Origin of the sequence: Gloeocapsopsis crepidinum LEGE 06123 (assembly GCF_015207655.1) — a bacterium.
Lineage (GTDB): Bacteria > Cyanobacteriota > Cyanobacteriia > Cyanobacteriales > Chroococcidiopsidaceae > Gloeocapsopsis > Gloeocapsopsis crepidinum.
In genome coordinates, this window is record NZ_JADEWN010000005.1 from 123,753 (window position 1) to 143,304 (window position 19,552).

17 protein-coding genes are annotated in these 19,552 nt (G+C 40.7%); 5 read left to right on the top strand and 12 right to left on the bottom strand.

The genetic code is table 11. The features are described 5' to 3' along the window. Positions 1-110: 110 nt before the first annotated feature. The 9 genes from IQ230_RS03480 to IQ230_RS03520 form a co-directional block, all read right to left on the bottom strand. Complete coding sequence (locus IQ230_RS03480) at positions 111-284, bottom strand: hypothetical protein (protein WP_193930687.1); 174 nt, start codon at positions 282-284, stop codon at positions 111-113. A 217-nt stretch (positions 285-501) separates the two neighbouring features. Continuing rightward, positions 502-3,081, bottom strand: coding sequence for a two-partner secretion domain-containing protein (locus tag IQ230_RS03485; protein WP_193930688.1), 2,580 nt, complete (start codon positions 3,079-3,081; stop codon positions 502-504). Positions 3,082-3,217: 136 nt separating this feature from the next. Continuing rightward, entirely contained in the window at positions 3,218-4,309 is a 1,092-nt protein-coding gene (locus IQ230_RS03490) for a calcium-binding protein (RefSeq protein WP_228054542.1), read from the bottom strand. A 665-nt stretch (positions 4,310-4,974) separates the two neighbouring features. Then, entirely contained in the window at positions 4,975-5,517 is a 543-nt protein-coding gene (locus IQ230_RS03495; protein WP_228054543.1) for a transposase, read from the bottom strand. Beyond that, the gene (locus IQ230_RS03500; protein ID WP_193930690.1) at positions 5,517-5,825 is read right to left on the bottom strand and encodes a transposase; all 309 of its coding nucleotides are present in this window, start codon (positions 5,823-5,825) and stop codon (positions 5,517-5,519) included. The genes IQ230_RS03495 and IQ230_RS03500 overlap by 1 nt, the downstream gene beginning before the upstream one ends. 150 nt (positions 5,826-5,975) lie before the next feature. Further along, the gene (locus IQ230_RS03505) at positions 5,976-6,617 is read right to left on the bottom strand and encodes a hypothetical protein (RefSeq protein ID WP_193930691.1); all 642 of its coding nucleotides are present in this window, start codon (positions 6,615-6,617) and stop codon (positions 5,976-5,978) included. Positions 6,618-6,817: 200 nt separating this feature from the next. Beyond that, positions 6,818-7,444: a hypothetical protein gene (locus IQ230_RS03510; RefSeq protein ID WP_193930692.1), complete on the bottom strand. Its 627-nt coding sequence runs from the start codon at positions 7,442-7,444 to the stop codon at positions 6,818-6,820. A gap of 439 nt (positions 7,445-7,883) precedes the next feature. After that, the gene (locus IQ230_RS03515; protein ID WP_193930693.1) at positions 7,884-8,240 is read right to left on the bottom strand and encodes a hypothetical protein; all 357 of its coding nucleotides are present in this window, start codon (positions 8,238-8,240) and stop codon (positions 7,884-7,886) included. Positions 8,241-8,641: 401 nt separating this feature from the next. Next, entirely contained in the window at positions 8,642-9,436 is a 795-nt protein-coding gene (locus IQ230_RS03520) for a calcium-binding protein (protein WP_193930694.1), read from the bottom strand. Positions 9,437-9,776: 340 nt separating this feature from the next. On the opposite strand from IQ230_RS03520, the gene IQ230_RS03525 reads away from it, so the two are divergent. Together IQ230_RS03525 and IQ230_RS03530 are read left to right on the top strand one after the other, a co-directional pair. Further along, positions 9,777-11,012, top strand: coding sequence for a sigma-70 family RNA polymerase sigma factor (locus tag IQ230_RS03525; protein ID WP_193930695.1), 1,236 nt, complete (start codon positions 9,777-9,779; stop codon positions 11,010-11,012). A gap of 6 nt (positions 11,013-11,018) precedes the next feature. Then, positions 11,019-12,176 carry a DUF1822 family protein gene (locus IQ230_RS03530; RefSeq protein ID WP_193930696.1) on the top strand — a complete coding sequence of 386 codons (1,158 nt, stop codon included), beginning with the start codon at positions 11,019-11,021 and terminating at the stop codon, positions 12,174-12,176. 144 nt (positions 12,177-12,320) lie between these two features. On the opposite strand, the gene IQ230_RS03535 is transcribed toward IQ230_RS03530, so the two are convergent. Together IQ230_RS03535 and mug are read right to left on the bottom strand one after the other, a co-directional pair. Then, positions 12,321-14,963, bottom strand: coding sequence for a CHAT domain-containing protein (locus IQ230_RS03535; protein WP_228054544.1), 2,643 nt, complete (start codon positions 14,961-14,963; stop codon positions 12,321-12,323). A gap of 313 nt (positions 14,964-15,276) precedes the next feature. Next, positions 15,277-15,837, bottom strand: coding sequence for a G/U mismatch-specific DNA glycosylase (gene mug, locus IQ230_RS03540; RefSeq protein ID WP_193930697.1), 561 nt, complete (start codon positions 15,835-15,837; stop codon positions 15,277-15,279). A 64-nt stretch (positions 15,838-15,901) separates the two neighbouring features. Between mug and nudC the strand changes: the two genes are divergently transcribed. Beyond that, complete coding sequence (gene nudC / locus IQ230_RS03545) at positions 15,902-16,720, top strand: NAD(+) diphosphatase (protein WP_193930698.1); 819 nt, start codon at positions 15,902-15,904, stop codon at positions 16,718-16,720. Positions 16,721-17,144: 424 nt separating this feature from the next. Beyond that, positions 17,145-17,459 (top strand): hypothetical protein, encoded by a 315-nt coding sequence (locus IQ230_RS03550; RefSeq protein WP_193930699.1) that lies wholly within the window; start codon positions 17,145-17,147, stop codon positions 17,457-17,459. 28 nt (positions 17,460-17,487) lie between these two features. On the opposite strand, the gene IQ230_RS03555 is transcribed toward IQ230_RS03550, so the two are convergent. Then, entirely contained in the window at positions 17,488-18,165 is a 678-nt protein-coding gene (locus IQ230_RS03555; RefSeq protein WP_193930700.1) for a TetR/AcrR family transcriptional regulator, read from the bottom strand. A gap of 136 nt (positions 18,166-18,301) precedes the next feature. Between IQ230_RS03555 and IQ230_RS03560 the strand changes: the two genes are divergently transcribed. Then, positions 18,302-19,540 (top strand): HlyD family secretion protein, encoded by a 1,239-nt coding sequence (locus tag IQ230_RS03560; protein ID WP_193930701.1) that lies wholly within the window; start codon positions 18,302-18,304, stop codon positions 19,538-19,540. Positions 19,541-19,552 lie beyond the last annotated feature (12 nt).

Sequence of the window (19,552 nt, forward strand, 5' to 3'; positions counted from 1 at the left end):
ATTCCCAGGATTTACTGAAAATTTTCCTTAAGAATTCTGTAATGTTTGCAAGCGATAAACTATATCAAAAAGTCAAAAAAGATATATTTTTGTAAGTTAATTTGTGTTGGTTAATAAACCATGCATTGGCAAATTGAAACTGAATTAGTAAGTGTCATGAACTCTTGACCAGAAATAAATTCGCTGTAGTCAGCTAAGTTATCGAGTCCTACAAGATTGAGGATAATTTCAGTACCTAGCCAGAGCGTTGTTTTGAGTAACATTTTTTTCCAGTTAATTGCCATCACTGCACCACCTTACAAACTGAAACAATTCCTGTGTTGGAGGTTGTATTAAGTAAATAAGGTTGCTTCGGTTGGTTTATGCAGATAGCTTGGCGACTAAAGTCACCACTAAATAAACGAAGTCCACCTCCGTGGACTAATGAGTCTCTTTAGCTATGGTTTCAACCTTTCGTGGAACTAATGTTTATTTAGATGGTGTTAATACTTAGCAATAGTATTATTGGCAAGATATAACGTTTTGTCCAGGATTTAGAGTAGTTGTAGGTGTGGCTGCGATTAGTATAACTTCGCCTTGATTGTTCGTTGCCCAGTTTGTCGCTTCTACCAGAGGAGTTGAGGTGGTGCGGGGTGTGAGTGCGATCGCCTCCTCTGTAACATTTGTAGTAACACTAGAAGAACGCCAATCTTGCCAGACATCATTACTACTAAGGACTTCTCCAGGGTTTGGCGGTAAACCACCGCGTCCAGTAACGACAAATTGACTGGCGTTGGCAACATTCTCAGCCGCACATCCTTGCGCAATTAGACCTGAAACATCGACTAAATTTTGTGGTAACACCACTGCACCGCGACTGGGATCGACGTCTGGGGTATTAATGACAACTTCACCACTTAATTGTGGGTTAGTTTGGGAAATTGCCGTGATATCACTACTTGGGAGTCGAACAGGATCTAGATTTGCTGGATCGTTGGTTCCTAACAAAGTTTGCAAATCTTCCAAGCTGCGTACTGTCAAGCCAAAGATATTTTGTGCATCAATTGTCACTCTTCCTCCTTGACCGAGAAACGCATTAGCTTTGATGTCATTATTTTCATTCGGCGCAGCGATGATGAATCGTGCATTATTAATCGATATATCGCCACCATCCCCCGCAGTACCTTCAATCCCTGCGGTTGTAGAAATCGCACTAATATCGCGGAGAAACAAATCTTGCACGTTTAGGTTAATATCTCCACCTTGACCTGAAGCTGTGTTAGCGACAATTTCTCCGTTATCTAGACGGATAGTTTGAGCATCTACGCGCAAATTTCCTGCACCTTGAGCTGCTGTTGTTTTGTTGACACTACTCACTGCCAGGATCGCGCCATCCCGAACAATTAATTCATCGGTTTGAATACTTAAGTTTCCTCCTCGACCAGTAGCATCAAAAATGGCTGGTAAGCCAGTTTCAGGTAATCCCCCAGAATTTGCAAATAAGCCAGATTTTAGGTCTTGACCCTCAACATTAACAGTGCCAGCGACTTCGATAGATTGTGCTTCTTGTATGGTTAAATTTCCGGCGTCTCCGCTACCAAGCGTTGCGGTTTGCAAAACTGCGCCATCACGAATACTCAAGCGGTCTGTTGTAACTGTTAAATTTCCGCCATCGCCACTAGAGTCTTTTGCAGTGCTAGCGAACAAGCCACTTGGAAAAGGTAAACCCGCCTCATTTATGATTGGTTCACCCTTTGGTGTCAGTGCAACGCCAACGATGTTAATTTCTGAAGCTCGAATAGTTACATCCCCTGTGTTTCCTGCACCAAAAGTACCAGAAGCTATCTGCGCACCGTCTTGGATAATTAGCTTGTTTGTTGTTAAAGACAAGTTCCCTGCTGTCCCTGTTGCGTCTTCCCGTGCTTGAGTCAACAAGCCACTAAGATATCCTCCTTCTGACGCACTACCAACCGCTGTCACAGATTCAGTCGCAGTTACATTTAAGTTTCCGCCTTGACCTTCTTTGAAAGTGCTAGCTGCAATTTGTCCTCCATTCAGAAGAAGTAATTGACCAGTCTCAATGTTGACATTGGCACCTTGTCCAGAGCCTTCAATAAAAGCCGTAATTGCTGAGACATCCGTTATATTAAGCTGCGAAGCTCGAATAAAGACGTCTCCGCCGTTTTGACTTCCTGATGTCCCTGCAAGAATATATGAGTAGTTAGCAAGAGTAACTTGTCTACCTTGGATTTGAATGTCCCCACTACCTTCACTACTGACGTCTAAAATAGCTTGTTGAGAAAGTAGAATATCCTGAAAATCCTGTATACCTTCATATCCTAAAGCCCAACCCTTATCAACTGGAGTGAGGCTAACTTGTACAGGTGCAGTTTCTGGTGTCACTTTTCCAGCAACGCTTCCTAACTCAATTCTACCGCCTAGTGCTACTAACGCTCTATCCCCTCCTCCTGCTATATCTAATTTACCGCCAACAAGCCCTAGGGTTGTTCCATCTGGAACTTGTAGGATCGTGCTTCCCGCTTGTACTTGAATGCCTGCGGCTGGCGTACCAAATTGCAATCCTACAGGTACACTGACTGTCAGTAAGGACTCAGTTGTTGGAAGGTTTATGGTATCAAAAGAGGTTCCGTCAGCAAATTTAAGACTGCTTGCAGTACTTGCAACAAAAGAGCCACCAACATTCAGTGCAGCACTAGGACCAAAAATAATTCCATTCGGATTAAGTAGAAAGAAGTTTGCAGCGCTTACATCACCATTAGGCTGCAGCACTTCAATTAAACCATCAATATTTGAGACAGAGATTCCTGTCACGCGAGTCAGCACATTCTCAATTTCTGGAGCAACTTCTCGAAAAGAAGCAGAGCCGTTAGTAGGAACTGAAAACTCACTAAAGCTATGAAACAAGTTAGTTCCTGCTTGAGTACCGCCAGTGATAATACTATTATTATCTTCCGTTGTAACAGTAGAAGGATTAGCTAAAGTCCGATCCTCAATGATTTGAGCCTGAAGTGGAGTTGTTATTGATAAAAAGAATAAGAATATGCTGCTACTATACCAAAAAGATTGACGATGCAGTTTCATATTTTGAAGTAAAGTCTGAGCAGGTAATTTGTTTACTTAAAATTAAAAAATATTCAATCTCTTATTGAAATTAGTTAAAAGAGATTGAATAACCAATTGTATTTTTTCGTAAATACAAGCCTCAAATTAGATAAATTTATGTATTTATTACATCATTAATCAGGCTCTCATAATCTGCGGCTTTATCATAAAATGTTGACACTTCAACAATTTTGAGGTTTGAGTTAAGGTCAAAACCAGAGCCTGGTTGTAAAGAAGCGATAGAAGTACCCTTAAAATACAAAATATTATTATTAAATGAAAAATCACTTATTACAGGAAATGAAGCATTGTTAGAATCAGAGAATCCTAATTGATCAATTATAATTAGATCCTCTTGAGAATTAAAATCTGTAATTTTATCTACACCTTCCTTATTAGAGTAAAATATAAATCCATCTACACCAGAACCACCAGTCAGAGTATCAAAACCATTCCCTCCTACAAGAAGATCGGAACCTCCACCACCTATTAGAGTGTCATTTCCCCTACCGCCTACCAACATGTCGTTGCCTCGGCTACCATTCAATGAATCATTGCCGTCTAAACCAAATAGTAAGTCATTGTCATCATCGCCAAACAGCTTATCATTGCCAGAGCCGCCATATAGTTCATCACTCCCCAAACCACCGTAGAGAGTATCATTGCCAGCACCGCCATAGAGGGTATCATTGCCTTTTCTAGCAGATACAAGATCGTTGCCTTTTTTGGCGTAGATCAAGTTGTTGTTATCGTTACCATACAAAGTATTATTTCTATCATTACCTGCAATAGGCGTAGGTCCGTTGCGATCCTCTATAACAACAATAGCAGTTTTAATAGTACTGTTAGGAACAAGCTCGACTTTCAAAGGTTCCTTTCCAGGGATAGGTGAGTTATTTCCATCTATATTAAAATTTTGCTCTTTAGAAGTATAAGTTTCAAGTTTAAATCCATATCCAACAAGGCTGGAATTCTCGTCAATTTCAAGTATTATCGTATCAGTACTGTCAGGGACAGGATTACCGTTAAAATCAGTATTTTCAGTATCGTAAATATCGACGTAAATATTTATAGGTTGTCCTAACTTAATACTGTTTAATATTTCTACATCTTCTGGAAATTGAATTGTATAGTCATTTAGTGAAGGGTCAAGCTCACTGGCTGAGTTATGACCTGGACTCATTGGGTTTGTTTTTAAATAACCCATAAATTTTCTCCTAATCTAAAAAGTCTATAAAATAGTTACTATTGAATTAACTGACCTTGCTTAGGTCAGATTTTTGAAGAAGATTCATAAAACCTATATATTGTTAATATAAATATTAATTGCTGTGTATTAACTGCAATTATTTGAAAAAGGTTAGCACTATAGCATCGTGGAAAGTAGATTTGCATTAACAAAAGTTGTGCATAGCCTTTAAAGGAACATTTCTCCAAATTTTATCAAACCATCTATCTATATGTTTCAATATTGCATTATTCCTCACGCATTCACCTTTATCAATTAAGCTTCATCAAAACAACCTATATAAGTTAATTTATCTCACATAGGTAATTAAACAATACCTTGAAAGGATTAGCAGTTATAAAAAGTTATAAAAAGTTAGTATTTGAGATTGTATACTTGTTAAGAAAATATAATGGCACGAAACAAATCATAAAGGTTGTTTGTTAATTATAAACAATAAGTTCATTAATATAAACTTGTTCACTCTAGTACTAACTAGTATGAATTATTAAGAATAAACTTAGAGCTTCGCGATTGAAAAACTGAGTATATTGGTATTTCAGAAAATGTCCTACTTTGTAGTACGTTAAATTATGTGTCTAGTATCATATGTTGCAGTTCTATAGAACCCATTTGGGATCTATTTAACCAGTCGCTAATCTTTGAAGCATTAAGCGAACAAAACAAAGATTAATCTTGGTGGTGGCATGAGCGAGAGTTCGCTCAAAATTCTTGACCAAACTTTTACATCTTTCCATCCAAGAATTAGTCCTTTCTATTATCCATCTGGTCTGGACGGGGACAAAGCCAGTTTTTCCTGACGGTTGCTTTTGCTCTGGGGACGGTTTGGGTGATAACTTAAATCTAATCTTGTTCATGATTTGAGGATAAACTGTCTTCAATTGTTCCTCCAATTGTTTGGGTTGATATCCGTTGTCAACAAGAATAGTGATTTTGGGAATGTTGACAGGCTTAAATTTGAAGTAATCGATGTTGTTTGACAACATTTCAATTAATCCCTGATCGTCAGACACGTTAGCTTTAGTACAGTGGCTAAAGAAAGGGAAACCCAAAGTATCTACAGCTAAATGTCTCTTAATGCCGTTGGTTGCGATGTTCGCGCAAAAGCCCTTCGTTTCCACACTAGCGTTACAGGTGTTTTTTACCGCTTGGGAATCGATAACCATCAACCTCGTCCATTTGGCTTTTTTTTCACCTGTTCTTGCACTTGCCCATGTAGAATGTTCATTAGTTTTTCGATTGCCCCAGCAGAGCGCCACTGCTGATAGTGCCAATAGACCGTTGAATAGGGAGGCAAATCTTTGGGTAAGTCTTGCCAGTTGCAACCATTCTTCAGTTGATAAAAGATGCCATCCAAGATTTCGCGCTTGCTCCAGTTAGAACGTCTTGTTTGCTTCTTCGGCGGTAGGATTTCAGGCAGTAAAGGTTCAATTATTTTCCACTCTTCATCCGTGAGGCTGCTCTGGTACGCCATCGCATCTGCATTATGTTTGTGCCTTCACCTTACTTCATTCCAGGAAAAGATCTCAAATGGGTTCTATACAATGCATCACCTCCTATGAAAATAATATAGAGCAATTCATCATTTACTCGAATAAACTATATGATTGCCTACTCCTTAGTCTTACTGCGGTCTATCCATCTGTAAATTGCTGTAACTTTGTGTTGCTAACTTCTGCATTTCTGCGTCACTTGCATCAATGTCATAGATAAACTGAAATATCTGGGCAACTCGGCGGCGTTGACCGCGAGGCGGATACAGTTTACGCTCTAGCATATTGGTTGCGTAGAAGTTTGCTCCTGAGATTAATTCCAAAGCTTGCGATTTTGATAGTTGTTGATTGCTTTGTGCTATGCAACCATTTTTTTGTTGAGGATTCAAGGTACCTTGATATAGTTGCAAAATTGTCTCTAAGCAATTGCTGTAGTCCAACACACTTGTAAAAGTAAACTTGGGAGTAGCGCCAGTTTGAGAGTTCTGTGGAGTGACTTGATTTGTTGTTGATTCATAAATATACTCACCTGCGGGTAACTGTTGTGTCGGCGTTACGCAGGCTTTTTCTGCACCATAAGTAATTGATGCTACTCCCGTAATGCAGGGAACTAAGTTGAAACCCCATTGGGGAACGAGTTGATTTAACGACTGTCCACCACTAGACTGAACAGGGATAAGCGTAGGTTGTGGTTGGGTTTGACTTAATGCTGGTGCAGATATTGCTAAGAAGCTAAAGATTACGGCTGAAATTTTGCTAGTGACATGACGCATTGCTGTAAACCATCCTTTTGTTTAACGTCTACTCGTACAAAGCCTGGCGACTGAAGTCGCGACTTGACAAACGAAGTCTGCCTGCGCAGACTTAACAGAAAATCAGTATTGTCTTCATAAACCTGTCTTCACAGGTAAAGTTTAGTGTAGGTGCGGTTTCAACTGATTCAGCTTTTGCGATCGCACGCAACTACCAAAATCTAAAATGCCAAGCTATATCTTCCAGGTGGATAAACCGATGTAGGATAGGCACACGCCATATACTGATCCATCATCACGACTACGCCAGGATTAGCACTGCACGAAGTTAGACTTAAACCTTTAGCTGCTAAAGAAGCATTGATCTGCGCACTAATCACAGGAGAGACAGGCTGATGAGGATTACTAGTGAAGACAATTGAGGGAGTTGTCATTGTTGGTGGTGGGTATCCGCCAGGAGTATTTGGATATGTAGGCGCAGCGGGGTAACTTCCAGGAGTTCCAACATTAAAAACATTGACCGTAGGATTACTGTTAGTAGTAGGAGTAGTTTGGTTGTTCGGTTGTGGAGTGGGATTTTGTTGGCTAATGGCAGCAAGTTGAAAATTGTTCGTTAGTCTATAGGTGCCAGCAGGATATTCTGCATTAGGTACTGCACAGGCTTGTTGATTTAAGTCTACCCATACTGCCACTACTCCAGGACCACATTTTGTAGGATTCAAGCCGTGTTGGATGAGGAGTTGATCAATTTTATTTCCTCTAGCATTTGCAGGTGTGGGGGCAACGGTAAATGCAGCAGTAACTAGAGAAACAGAGAGGAGTGAAGCAGTAATCTTATTGAGTTGCATAGTGAATTAGTGTCCTTTGGATTAGGAAGTATTTGGTTTCAATGCCTTCATTCACTTAATAGGGTTGGTTTTGTTGTTTTATGCAGTGTGAATAGAAAAAATACTTTTAGAGTGTTGGCGAATAAATTCACTTGTGCATCTTAAGCGAATAAGAAGTCACTAAAGCTAAAGATTGCAATGTATATTTAGTGAATACTATCTCGGACTTGCATTTGGAGAAGAAAGTATACTTCCTATAGTTACCACCAGATGATTTCTAGTAATTTTTCCATAATATAAGTGTTGCGATCGCGTGAATTTTGCCATAATGCAAGTGAGCCAGAAACTCGGCTTATCAGACTTTCCTTGGCTCTAATATTTAACGAACAAACTTTATCATTTCTACTGCTGTGAATATTGTTATTACATATGAATAGGCAGTCATGAACTGATATTACCTTTAATCGTCACCGCCGTAACCAAAGAATTCTATAGATGTATCTTCGCACAGATTGAATTGTCCTGTATCAGAGCTACGATCCTCGTAGATAGCTCGAATATGGTAGTCACATTGGCTACTATTTATTAGCCTAACTCGCTCATAGCCTTCACTTGGTAAAATATTTGCACCCAAGACATCTCGACCCCACTTCCTAGAAGGCGTTGGTGATACGTATAGCTCTACAACATCCAAGTCATTGTTGTTATATACTTCAAGGTAACGCGGGGCAGCTAAGGTACTTTGAGGATTTAGTGACACAATAGGCAGCGATAGCACTGCAGCCATCATTAACTTATGCAATTGATTCTGAAACATAACTAATTTTTCCCTCTAAAATAGTTTTAGTAGCCTTTGAATTGCTTCTATAATTAAATAGGTTTAACTTTGTTTTTTTATGCAGTTTTTTACAGGCAGAATTGCAAAAGCATCTCAAGTTGTATAAAAACAAAAATAATTATTTTTTTGTATAAAAGGGATATCAATAATTGATATGAAATTACTAAAGCCCTATGACTTTTAATAAAAATAAAGCTAAAAGCTTTCCTAAATATTTAGGAAAGCTAAATTTATCAATTTTTGAGAAGTACTATTATTGAGAGTTTGTATCTAATTTAAACTTTGTAAATCACTCATAGAAACTAGATAGCAAACATTAATACTTACACAACCAGCATTATTATTGTGACAACTCATTGCATAATTCTAGATAGTGTAAATTAGGCATAAGTAAAGTCGAGGGACAGGACTGGGCTACTAGTATCTTGTACAACACCAATTACATCTGCACCATATTTTACTAAAGTATCTGTAACGCCATTACCAGTCCAGTCGGTGTATTCGAGCGAGTAGTTACCTGCACCTGAACCCGAAAGTTGAATTTTATCTCCTTCTAAGTAAGAGAAGTCTGTAATTGTGGCATAACCACCACCTTGATAATAAGTACTCCAGGAATCACCTAAGACAAAAGTGTCAGCTTCTGTACCACCAGTGAGATAATCATATTCGTATTCTGTATAACCGTAGCCATTGAGAGTATCTTTACCATGACCGCCATAGAGGTAATCATTACCGGAGCCGCCATCTAGATAGTCATTGTCTTTACCACCATACAAGGTATCAGAACCATAACCGCCATAAAGATAGTCGTTATCCTTACCACCATCTAAATAGTCGTCACCATAAGAACCATCAAGAGTATCTTTACCCTTACCACCATAAAGCACGTCGTCGCCATAACCACCACCCATGTAATCATGACCGTCGCCACCATCTAAATAGTTGTAGCTATAGTCATAGCCAGCATATAAAACGTCATCACCTTTACCACCATACAAGGTATCAGAACCATAACCGCCATCGAGGTAATCGTTATGTTTACCACCATCGAGGTAGTCATGACCACCGTTACCATACAAAGTATCATGACCATCAAGACCTAAAATTTTGTCATCATATTCTGTGCCATTTAAGGTGTTGTTTCTGTGGTTGCCCTTGATTTGATTGAAAGACATCGTGTTTTCTCCAAGAATTAGGGTTTATTTCTGTCGTTGGCTTGTTGCCTTACATTCACTACATAGGGTGGTGTTTGTTGTTTTATGCAGGTGTGATGAAAAAAGTTCTTTAGGGTTTGGGGAGTAGGCAGTAGGAAGTGGAGAATTGTTGGTAGAGTAAGCTTTTGAGTTCACTATTCAGGTTTTTGCAACACTGGATAGTCAGAACCACAAGAATTAGAAGCTGGAGAAAATGTGTCTTTGACTCGGTTAATTCAGCAACTGCGGTTCGTGAGAAGATATAAGGATAATCATCTCGACTGCAAACCCCTTTCCTGGCTGTGGTGTCAGTAGCTACTTCATGCGTTCTCGTCAAGATATTGTTGAGATTTTCTCGTCTTTTATTCAGTTCAATGCCGATCGCTTTAGTAACTGGGCGACTGAACCTAAACTGCGACGGAGTATGCAAAAGTCTTTAGCCCAATCGCCGCAAGCCACAACGAAGGAAAACTTTTGGGCGCTTTATTGGCATAAACTATGGCTAGCACAACCTGAAAGTCTGGCATTTGGGCACTTGTATGCTTACTTGCAAGAAGCTGGTTACTGGGCGGCGCAAAATATTGTGACGAATTTCACGAGTAGCCAACAGACAGTCGCTGATTGTTTTCAAATCGCGATCGCTAAAGTTGATAAAATCCTCCAAGGATTCAACTCGCAGCAAGGCTTTAACCTCAAAAACTACGCCAGTGCAATCTTTACTAGCACAATTAAAGAAACTCTCCGCCAGCGTCAAGAAGTTGATATTTGCACCGATTGGAGTTTACTACGCAAGCTGAGTCACAAACGACTAGAAGAAGCATTGCAAAATGCAGGATTATCGCCAGAAAAAATTGCTAGTTACCTGATAGCGTGGAATTGCTTCAAAACAATTTATGTTCCGACACAAGCAGGTGCAACGCGACAACTCGCAAAACCTGATTCGGCAACGTGGGAAGCGATCGCCAAACTCTATAATTCTCAAAACCCTAGTACAAAAATACATCAGGCAGAAACACTAGAACAATGGATGCTAGCGTGTGCAAAAGCTGCGCGTTCTTATCTTTATCCTACAGTCGCTTCGATTAATACTCCCAAACCAGGACAAGATGCAGGTGAATGGTTGGATAACTTACCCGAATTGCAAGGCGAATCTTTACTCACCAATATCATTACGCAAGAAGAACTACAAAATAGACAGACGCAGCAACAGCAAATTAGTGAAGTGTTAATTGCTGCGATCGCCAAACTCGATGTGCAAGCACAACAAATATTGCAACTTTACTACGGTGGAGCACTCACGCAACAACAAATGGCTGCACAGCTTGATATCAAACAATATACAATTTCTCGGCGGTTGACAAAATGTCGAGAAGAATTGTTAAAAGCACTTGCACAGTGGAGTCAAGATTTGCATATTTCGCTAACTTCCGACGTACTAAAAAATATCAGCGCAGTTCTAGATGAGTGGCTGCAAAGTCACTATAGCCAAACTGATATGGCAGCGGGCGACTCCCCCACCTCCGCGACATTAGCTGACCTGAAATCCTCAAGGGAGTAACCGATTATGACTTTTGATTCGCTACTGGCAGCGGCTAACCCTAGACAATTATGGCTCGAAATCTCTCCTAACGATCAGTCTCAAGCTTGGCAACATCAAAAGTCCACTCCTAGTAGTCGTTGGAACGCTTATTTAAATCACATTACGCTCAATACTTTTATATCGTGGCTGCGCACAGAATACGCCCCGCAAGCGAAAGTTTTTCCTAATAGAACAGCTTTAGCGAGTATTTGGGAATTTGTAAACGGCGTAGCCGTTGTTTGGGGAACAACAAAAATAGTTCTGATTCCTAGCGAAACGATTGATACGGCTGAAGTACGCGTACCGCAAGAATGGATTGATATCCCACAATGGACAGCAGATTATTATTTGGGAGTGCAAGTCAATCCTGACGATCGCTGGATGCGAATATGGGGATACACAACACACCAGCAACTCAAGACAAGAGGACATTACAATGCTAGCGATCGCACTTACAGTTTAGATGAAGATGAACTGATTGCAGATATCAATGTTCTGTGGGTAGCACAGCAACTAGGCATTAGAGAAGAGACAAAGAGTGCGATCGCACCACTGTCAATACCGCAAGTACAGGTAGACAACTTAATTCAACGTTTGGGCAATCCTGAAATTATGACACCACGACTGGAGATTCCATTTACACTGTGGGGTGCCATACTTGCACATGGTGGATGGCGACAGCGCTTATACGAACGCCGTCAAGGATTACCCGATCAATGGTCAATTTTACAGTGGTTGCGATCAGGAATTTCTGATGTGGCGCAACAAATTGGTTGGCAACAAGTAGAACTGCAACCGAGTTTAGCGCGATCGCGTTCTTTAGAACCGACACCTGCATCTGCTGTATTATCTCGTCAACTTGCTATTGCAGGACAACAGTACGAATTACGTATCATCCAACAAGATCCAGAACAACAATGGCGCTTTGAATTACGCAATACTACTGCAGGTGCTTTAATTCCTGGAGGATTCAAATTAAGACTGCTAACCGAAGACTTACAAGATTTTGAGAATAATGAAGATACAGCTACAGCAGCAGTTGAACAGCTATTTGTCGAAGTTGCACTTGAACCTGGTGAAGGAATTGTCTGGGAAATCGAACCGACTCCAGAAAACTACGAAAGAGAGATTTTAAGGTTTTGAGACGCCTACAGACTAAAGTCTGTGGCTAGACAAACTAAGTGTACCTGCGTACACTTTATCAAAATTTTGGTGTATTAGACCACGGAGGTGGTCTTCGTCTGATTAGCTGCGACTTTAGTCGCCAAGCATTTTTTGTTAACAATCCTACAACCAATTACCGACTAAAACATAAGGTGCCCAAAAGTAGGGATGTTCGTATTTAGGATCTTTTAATAAAGTTTGTTGTGCGCGACGTAGTGCATCGGCTTTTGTCACACTCGTGTTAGCATACTCTTTATAAAATTGTCCCATCAATGAAGCTGTAGCAACATCACTCACAGACCACAGTGTTGCTAGTGTACTACGAGCACCAGCGCGTACAGCCATGCCAGCAAGTCCTAAGGCAGCACGTTTATCTCCGGCGACTGTCTCACATGCACTCAAAACGAGTAATTCAATGGCATTGCGCCTGTTCGTGTCTCTGGTACGCAGAATAGTGTTTAACTGATTGACATCAATTGCACTATCCCAACTTAGAATAAATGTCTCCTCAGCTTTAGAACTAAACTGTCCGTGAGTTGCTAAATGAACTACCGGAACTGGAGAAGATTGAACTGCGTTTTGCAGCGTGTTTGTTGTAAATTCCTGATTGAGGAGAACGCGACTTGGTACTTCTGATTGAATTTGTTCGAGTTCTAATTTGACATTAGGAAGCGCTGCAAAGCTTTCGCGGGCTTCGGTAAGCCCTGCTGTGAGGGCTTTAAGTCTTTCTCGCGCTAGTGGCTGCGGATCGAGGAGTTGTAAACCTGGTGTGAGGGCAATGCTGTATTTTTCGACTAAATACTGCTCGCCGTCATACAATGCTGCCATAGGAATATTGCGCATCGCCCCATCTAAAACAAACACGATTGTTTTCACGCCACTTTTTTCTAAGTCTGCGGCTACTGGGCGAATTAACCAGTTATAAACTTCCGCTGCAAAAGGTAGATATCGCCGCGATGTCTGCGTGAATAAAGTTTGACGCAATCCTTCCACAATACTTTCCACGCGGTTTGCACTTAAGGCTGTAGCATAGTGGCGTAGCGGTTGTTTGGGAAGTGACACGATGACTTCTAAGCGATCGCCTAAAATAATTGGATAAATCACCGCAGCAGAAGAATCTACCTGATCGATTTGTACTGGCTGAGTATCTAGACACGCAGTACGAAAGAAGTTTTCAATTTCGGCGACTTGTAGCGCTTCAATCGTATCTCTTGCTTGTACTAAATTTTTTTGACTAGCTGTGGATGGAGATTGTAATAATAAACTGACTAACTCGCGATACACAGGTTCGACACTATCGCGAAACGAAAATTGTAATTCGGGGTTAATTCCAACCAAGTCGTTACGCAAAGACTTGAGACTACTCACAGCATCAGTGTAAGATGCGATCGCTTCTTGGGTTCTACCTGTAGCATTTTGTAAACGACCGAGTTGCCATTGCCATCGGTAAGTAATATCTGAAGCGTTAATTGTTTGCGCAACTAACAAAGCTTGTTCAGTGAGTTTTTGGGCATCAGACCATTGTTGCGTTTGCTGGTATAATCCTCCTAGATAACCTAATGCTTGAGCCTCAGCACGTTGATCTTGTAAAGTTCGAGCTTGTTGTAGTGCAGTTGCTAAAATTTGCCCAATTTCTGACCAAGAAGGTAATGAAGATAATTCTTGTGCTTTTTCCCTCTCTCCATTTGCACACTGCTGCACAATTGGGGAAGATTGCACTGATATTTGCCCTTCTTGTTGTTTCAAACAAATGAGACTTTGAGCTAAATTAATTCGGCTATTAACTGAGGTTCTACTAATAGGTACATTAGCTAATAAACTCTGAATTTCTGGTAATAATGCTTGGGCATCTGACAATTGCTGTGTTTCTAATAATAGACTTAGTTGATTAAGTTGTGCTTGGATTTTTTGATGAGGAGAATTTGTAACACTAGCGGCTTGTTGATAGTAAGAAAGTGCATTTTGCAAGTTCTGTTGGGCGCGTGAGGTATTACCAAGGCTAAGTAAAGCCGCACTTTCGTTTTGTGGCGATCGCACTGTTTGGGCGGCGGCTAAACTGTCGCGTAAAACTGTTTCAGATTGCGGTAAATCACCAATCACTCGCAGCACATTACCCAAACTCCGCAAACCTGTTGTCTTAATTAACAAGTCTGGTTCTTGTTGCAGAAGTTGTTTAACTGAATTGAGGCTAGTTAAAGCACGGCGATAAAGTCCTAATGCTTTGAGGGCTTGTACTTGGTTGATTTTACTACCAACGCTTCCAGTGCGATCGCCTATTTTCTGATAAGTTGTTGTTGCTTGTTGCCAAGTTGTTAAGGCTTTTTCGGCTTGTCCTTGGGCAAGTTGTAAGTGTCCTTGAGTATTTAACGCTTGGGCTAGTATGGGTAAATATTCTGCATTATCTTGGGTTTGCAAAAGTTGTAAACTATCGGCGATCGCTTGTGTTGCTGACGTCCACTGTCCGAGTTCTTGATAAACCAAGGAAAGATAATTTAATGCTTGGGCTTGGTGTAGTGCATCGCCTTCGGTACGGAACATTTGGACGGCTTGTTGTAAGACTTCTACTGCTGCGGCGAACTGTTCAGCTTGATAAAAATTAACTCCCTGCTGCATAAGTTGCATTGCATTAGCATTTTGGTTCGCAACTGGGGTAGCCGACACTTGCGTTTGATTGACTGTAGCTATTACAGGAAGCGTAGAAGAACTCAAGATGACTAGGGGAGTCAGTGTCGCAGCCCAGATCATTTGTCGATATTTAACGAACATGACAGGAAGTAGTGGTAAGTTGATTGCTGATAATTGCAATAGGCAAGACTACTGATAGTTATTTTGGTGTCGTTTGGGCTACAACACCGCTAGCTGTAACCACAATGCCAGCTTGTTACCATTTTTCTATTGATTTATAAAATAAGTATTAAATTTTACCAATGAATTTAAATTCACTAGTGTCAATAGTATATATGAGCTACATGAGGTTTGAGTAATTACGTATTATTACGACTAAAAGAATTAGCCTTACCTATAATAGAAAGAAAGGGGCTTTTCAATATTTGTGGCAGAAGTTTAGTAGTGCGATCTCTCAAGTCTCAATGGCAATCAATAATTCTCGATACACTCGTTGAAGATCTGCAAGTTGATAATGGGCATTTAGCCCGCTAGGGTTAGGTAACACCCAAACCATCGTCCCATGTAAATCATTTTGTCTTCCAATAGTAGCTTTAGGAAGATGAAACGCAGTGCGATAAGCACTGATGCCTAAAATCGCTAGACATTGTGGTTGATATTGCTGTACCTTTGCAATTAACTGTTGTTGACCTTGAATGAGTTCTTCTGGTACTAATTGATCGGCTCTTGCTGTTGCGCGATCGACAATGTTGGTTAAACCATAGCCAAATTGCAACAAATCGCGATCTTCAAAAGGAGAGAGTAAGCGATCGGTAAAACCTGCTGCATGAAGCGATCGCCAAAAGCGATTTCCTGGGCGTGCAAAATGATGTCCAACAGCGGCACTGTAAACGCTAGGATTAATACCACAAAACAAAACACGCAAATTTGGTGCAATAATATCTGGAACCGTCTTGCCTGTTGCGGCAATAATTTCTTCTGGTGTGGGTTTGCGTCGCACAATTTGATTACCCATCAATATACTTTTCTTACGGTTCAAGTGCAGTGATATTATAAAGGTCAATTGCCTTCTACTGACAATGCATCGTATCTTCATTCCTGGGATTACTCCACCTATCCAAAATTCTGAACCCGCTTGGTGGTTTGCTTTTGTCGGCAATCAATTACTAGTTCGCCAGGAAGAAACTATTAGCCATATCCCTTATCTCGTTAGTTTAGAAGAAATTGGCTTAACACCTGTACGCACGCAATTTCTCGGTACATTAGACAACCAACCGTGTTATTCAGCAGAACTGCCTAAAGATACGCTTTTACCTAATGGAATGTCTTTATGTGGACTGCGCGAATTATATGCCACATTAGACGATGATATATTTATGCTCAGTGGTCGTGCCATTCAAATTGTTGAGTGGGATCGCACTCATCAGTATTGCGGACACTGCGCGACGCCTATGACACAACTATCGCACGAACGTGCTAAGCGTTGTCCTAGCTGTGGATTAGTGAACTATCCGCGTCTTTCACCTGCAATTATTGTGCTTGTCTCGCGTGGAGAAGAATTATTATTAGCCCGCGCCCATCGATTTCCACCAGAAATGTACAGCATACTCGCTGGCTTTGTAGAACCAGGAGAATCTCTAGAAGAAACAGTGATACGGGAAGTCGGCGAAGAAGTTGGTATAGAGATTACAGATATTCGCTATTTTGGATCGCAACCGTGGCCTTTTCCTAATTCACTGATGATTGGATTTACGGCAACTTATGCAGGTGGGGTTATTACAATTGAACCGCAAGAGTTAGTTGATGCGGGTTGGTTTCATAAACACAATCTCCCAAAGCTTCCACCACCCTCAAGCATTGCCCGAAAACTGATTGATTGGTTTGTGGCAACTCATTAAGTTTTCTGAAGTATGAGTAATTGAAATTAATTTTATTGTTAAGGATAATTTAATTAGTGATTCATCTATATTTTTAGACTAAACAATGACTAAAATTAATAAACAGTTATAATTCTTATTCAAGCAAATAATTAAACTTTTCTCTTCATCTGTCACGTCCAAATCATCAAGTAACAAGCTTAAAACATTACTCAAAAAATATTCTATAATTCAGAATTTTCTCAAACTACTACCATTTCTTCACAAGTTCCTCAAATTATGTGCTTATTATCATAATTGAAAGCGATCGGTCATCAAAAAATATCTGATAGCTAGTAGCTAAAGCTTGAGCAAAACAATTTGGAGACAAACTCATGTACTTCAAAAAATACTGGCTGCATTGGTACTTGTTTTGTTTTTGTTGATTAGCTTGAGGAAAATTGATATGAAAAGCATCATCATAGCTTTACTAATGATACTATTAGTCCCAACCACTAATTACGCTCAAACACACAGCTTAGAAGTAGAGCCACAGCAAAAATTGCGCTACCAATTAGAACTACTGAGGCTCCAACGCAATTTTGAAGCTACATGCGAACAGCAAAGACAAGAGGCTAATCAAGATATCCAACGAGTTCTTACCACTTCTAGAGAGGTACGAGATTCATCCCTTCACCAGACTGCAGCACAAGAATGGCAGCAGCAGCAAGAAGCCCAACGTGATATCACCAATAGAACTCTCCCCAGGTTTGATAGGTAATAGGGTACTGTGATAGTATTTCATTATTTTAGATTTTCTCACCTAAAACACAGTTAATCAAACTACTAATCAAGCGTTCTTTTTCCATTGGTATTGTATGCTTACCGTGCAAGACTTCTTGTGCTAAAACAAATGCAACTAAAGAACCAAGAAAAATGCGGGCTGTTGCTTCGGTATCAGTAATATTGAGTTCTGGATGAGCTGCAAAGTAATTGCTGAGATTTCGGAATCCAAACTGTACAACTGTACAGGTATAAAGTTGTGCTAATTCTGGAAAACGTGCAGATTCTGCAATCACTAACCGAAAAAAGGCGATATATTCTTGGTCGTCCATTTTAGCTAAAAACTTTTCAGCAATTCTCCGCAATACGATTTCAGGTTCGCCTTGAAATGGATTTTGAAATTCACACAAGAAACTACGAATTGTTACGCGCTCAATTAACGCCACAAACAACCCTTCTTTGTCTTGAAAGTGACTATAAATTGTCTGCTTCGATACGCCTGCTGTAGTTGCAACGCGATCCATACTCGTTTTGGCGTACCCTTGTTTGAGAAAAACTTGCATCGCGCCTTGCAAAATCTGTTCGCGCTTACTATTAGAACTTCCTACAGGTTCTGATTCAAGATGTTTGACTAACTCCACACCAACTTCGTTCAAGTAGTTCAGTGCTGAATTAGAAGTATTTCGTAGTGGGAAATTAGCCATAGTTTGAGCTTGAACTTTTGTAAAAAGTCTTGATTCATACTGGACAGTCTAGTACGATTATAGTAAATCATACCATACGGTCTAGTCCACTCCACTGAGTTGATATTTTGACCGTCATGCTTGAGGGTTATTTGTTATGACACAATTAGTCTCACCTCAAGAAACGGCTCAGGCATCACCTGCAAAACGTATAAATCTGCGCTTATTAATTCCGTTGGGCTTGTTGATTATAGGTGCAGTAGGAATCGCAATGTGGTATTTGTCACGTCCTCAGTCTACTGCATTACAGTTAAGTGGTCGGATTGAAGGTTATCCTACAAATGTTGGCGCTAAGGTGGGAGGACGTGTGGATGCAGTAGCTTTACGTGAGGGTGATGAGGTACGCAGAGGTGAGGTGATTGTGCAATTAGATGATGCAGAAATTCAAGCACAGTTACAAGGAGCAAATGCTCGTTTGAGTGCAGCGCAGCAACAAGAACAACAAGCACGATTGCAAATTGCCGTTGCCCAAAGCCAAATTGAAGAAGCACAGTTTAACCTACAACAATCGCAGGGAGACGCTAGGGGACGAATTGCGCAAGCAGAAGCAAATGTAGCCACAGCACAAGCACAGTTAAGTCAAACAGAAGCCCAATTAGTCGAAGCACGATCGCAACTAGAACTCGCCCGCAAAGAACGCGATCGCTTTCAACAACTACTACAAGCAGGCGCAATTACCCAGCAACAATTCGATCAAGCGCAAACAACATTTCAAACAGCACAAGCAACACTTCAAAGTCGAAAAGCAGCAATCAACGCCGCACAAAGGCAAGTCAATGCAGCCCAGGGCGGATTAGTTCAAGCCCAAACTGCAAGTTTAAACCCAAATATTCGTAATACACAACTGAATGCTTTACGCAGACAACTCGATGTCGCGCGATCGCAACTTGCAGCAGCCCAAGCCGAAGTCAAAAATGCGCAAGCTTCCCGCCAACAAATTCAAGCACAAATTGCCTATCTCAACGTTGTGAGTCCCATAGATGGAGTTGTGTTAACTCGTAGTGTGGAACCTGGGGAAGTTGTAGCAACAGGTAGAACATTACTGACAGTGATCGATCCAAACACTGTCTATTTACGCGGCTTCATTCCAGGAGGACAAATTGGCAATGTGCGCGTTGGACAACGTGCTAATGTCTTTCTCGATTCTGCACCCGATCGCCCTTTATCTGCAAGAGTGGCAGCCATTGATCCGCAAGCATCATTTACTCCAGAAAATATTTACTTCCGCGAAGATCGAGTGCGACAAGTTTTTGGTGTCAAACTCAGTATTGATAATCCGCAAGGATTTGCTAAACCAGGAATGCCAGCAGATGGAGAAATTATTACTGAGGGGTGAGGGGTGAGGGGT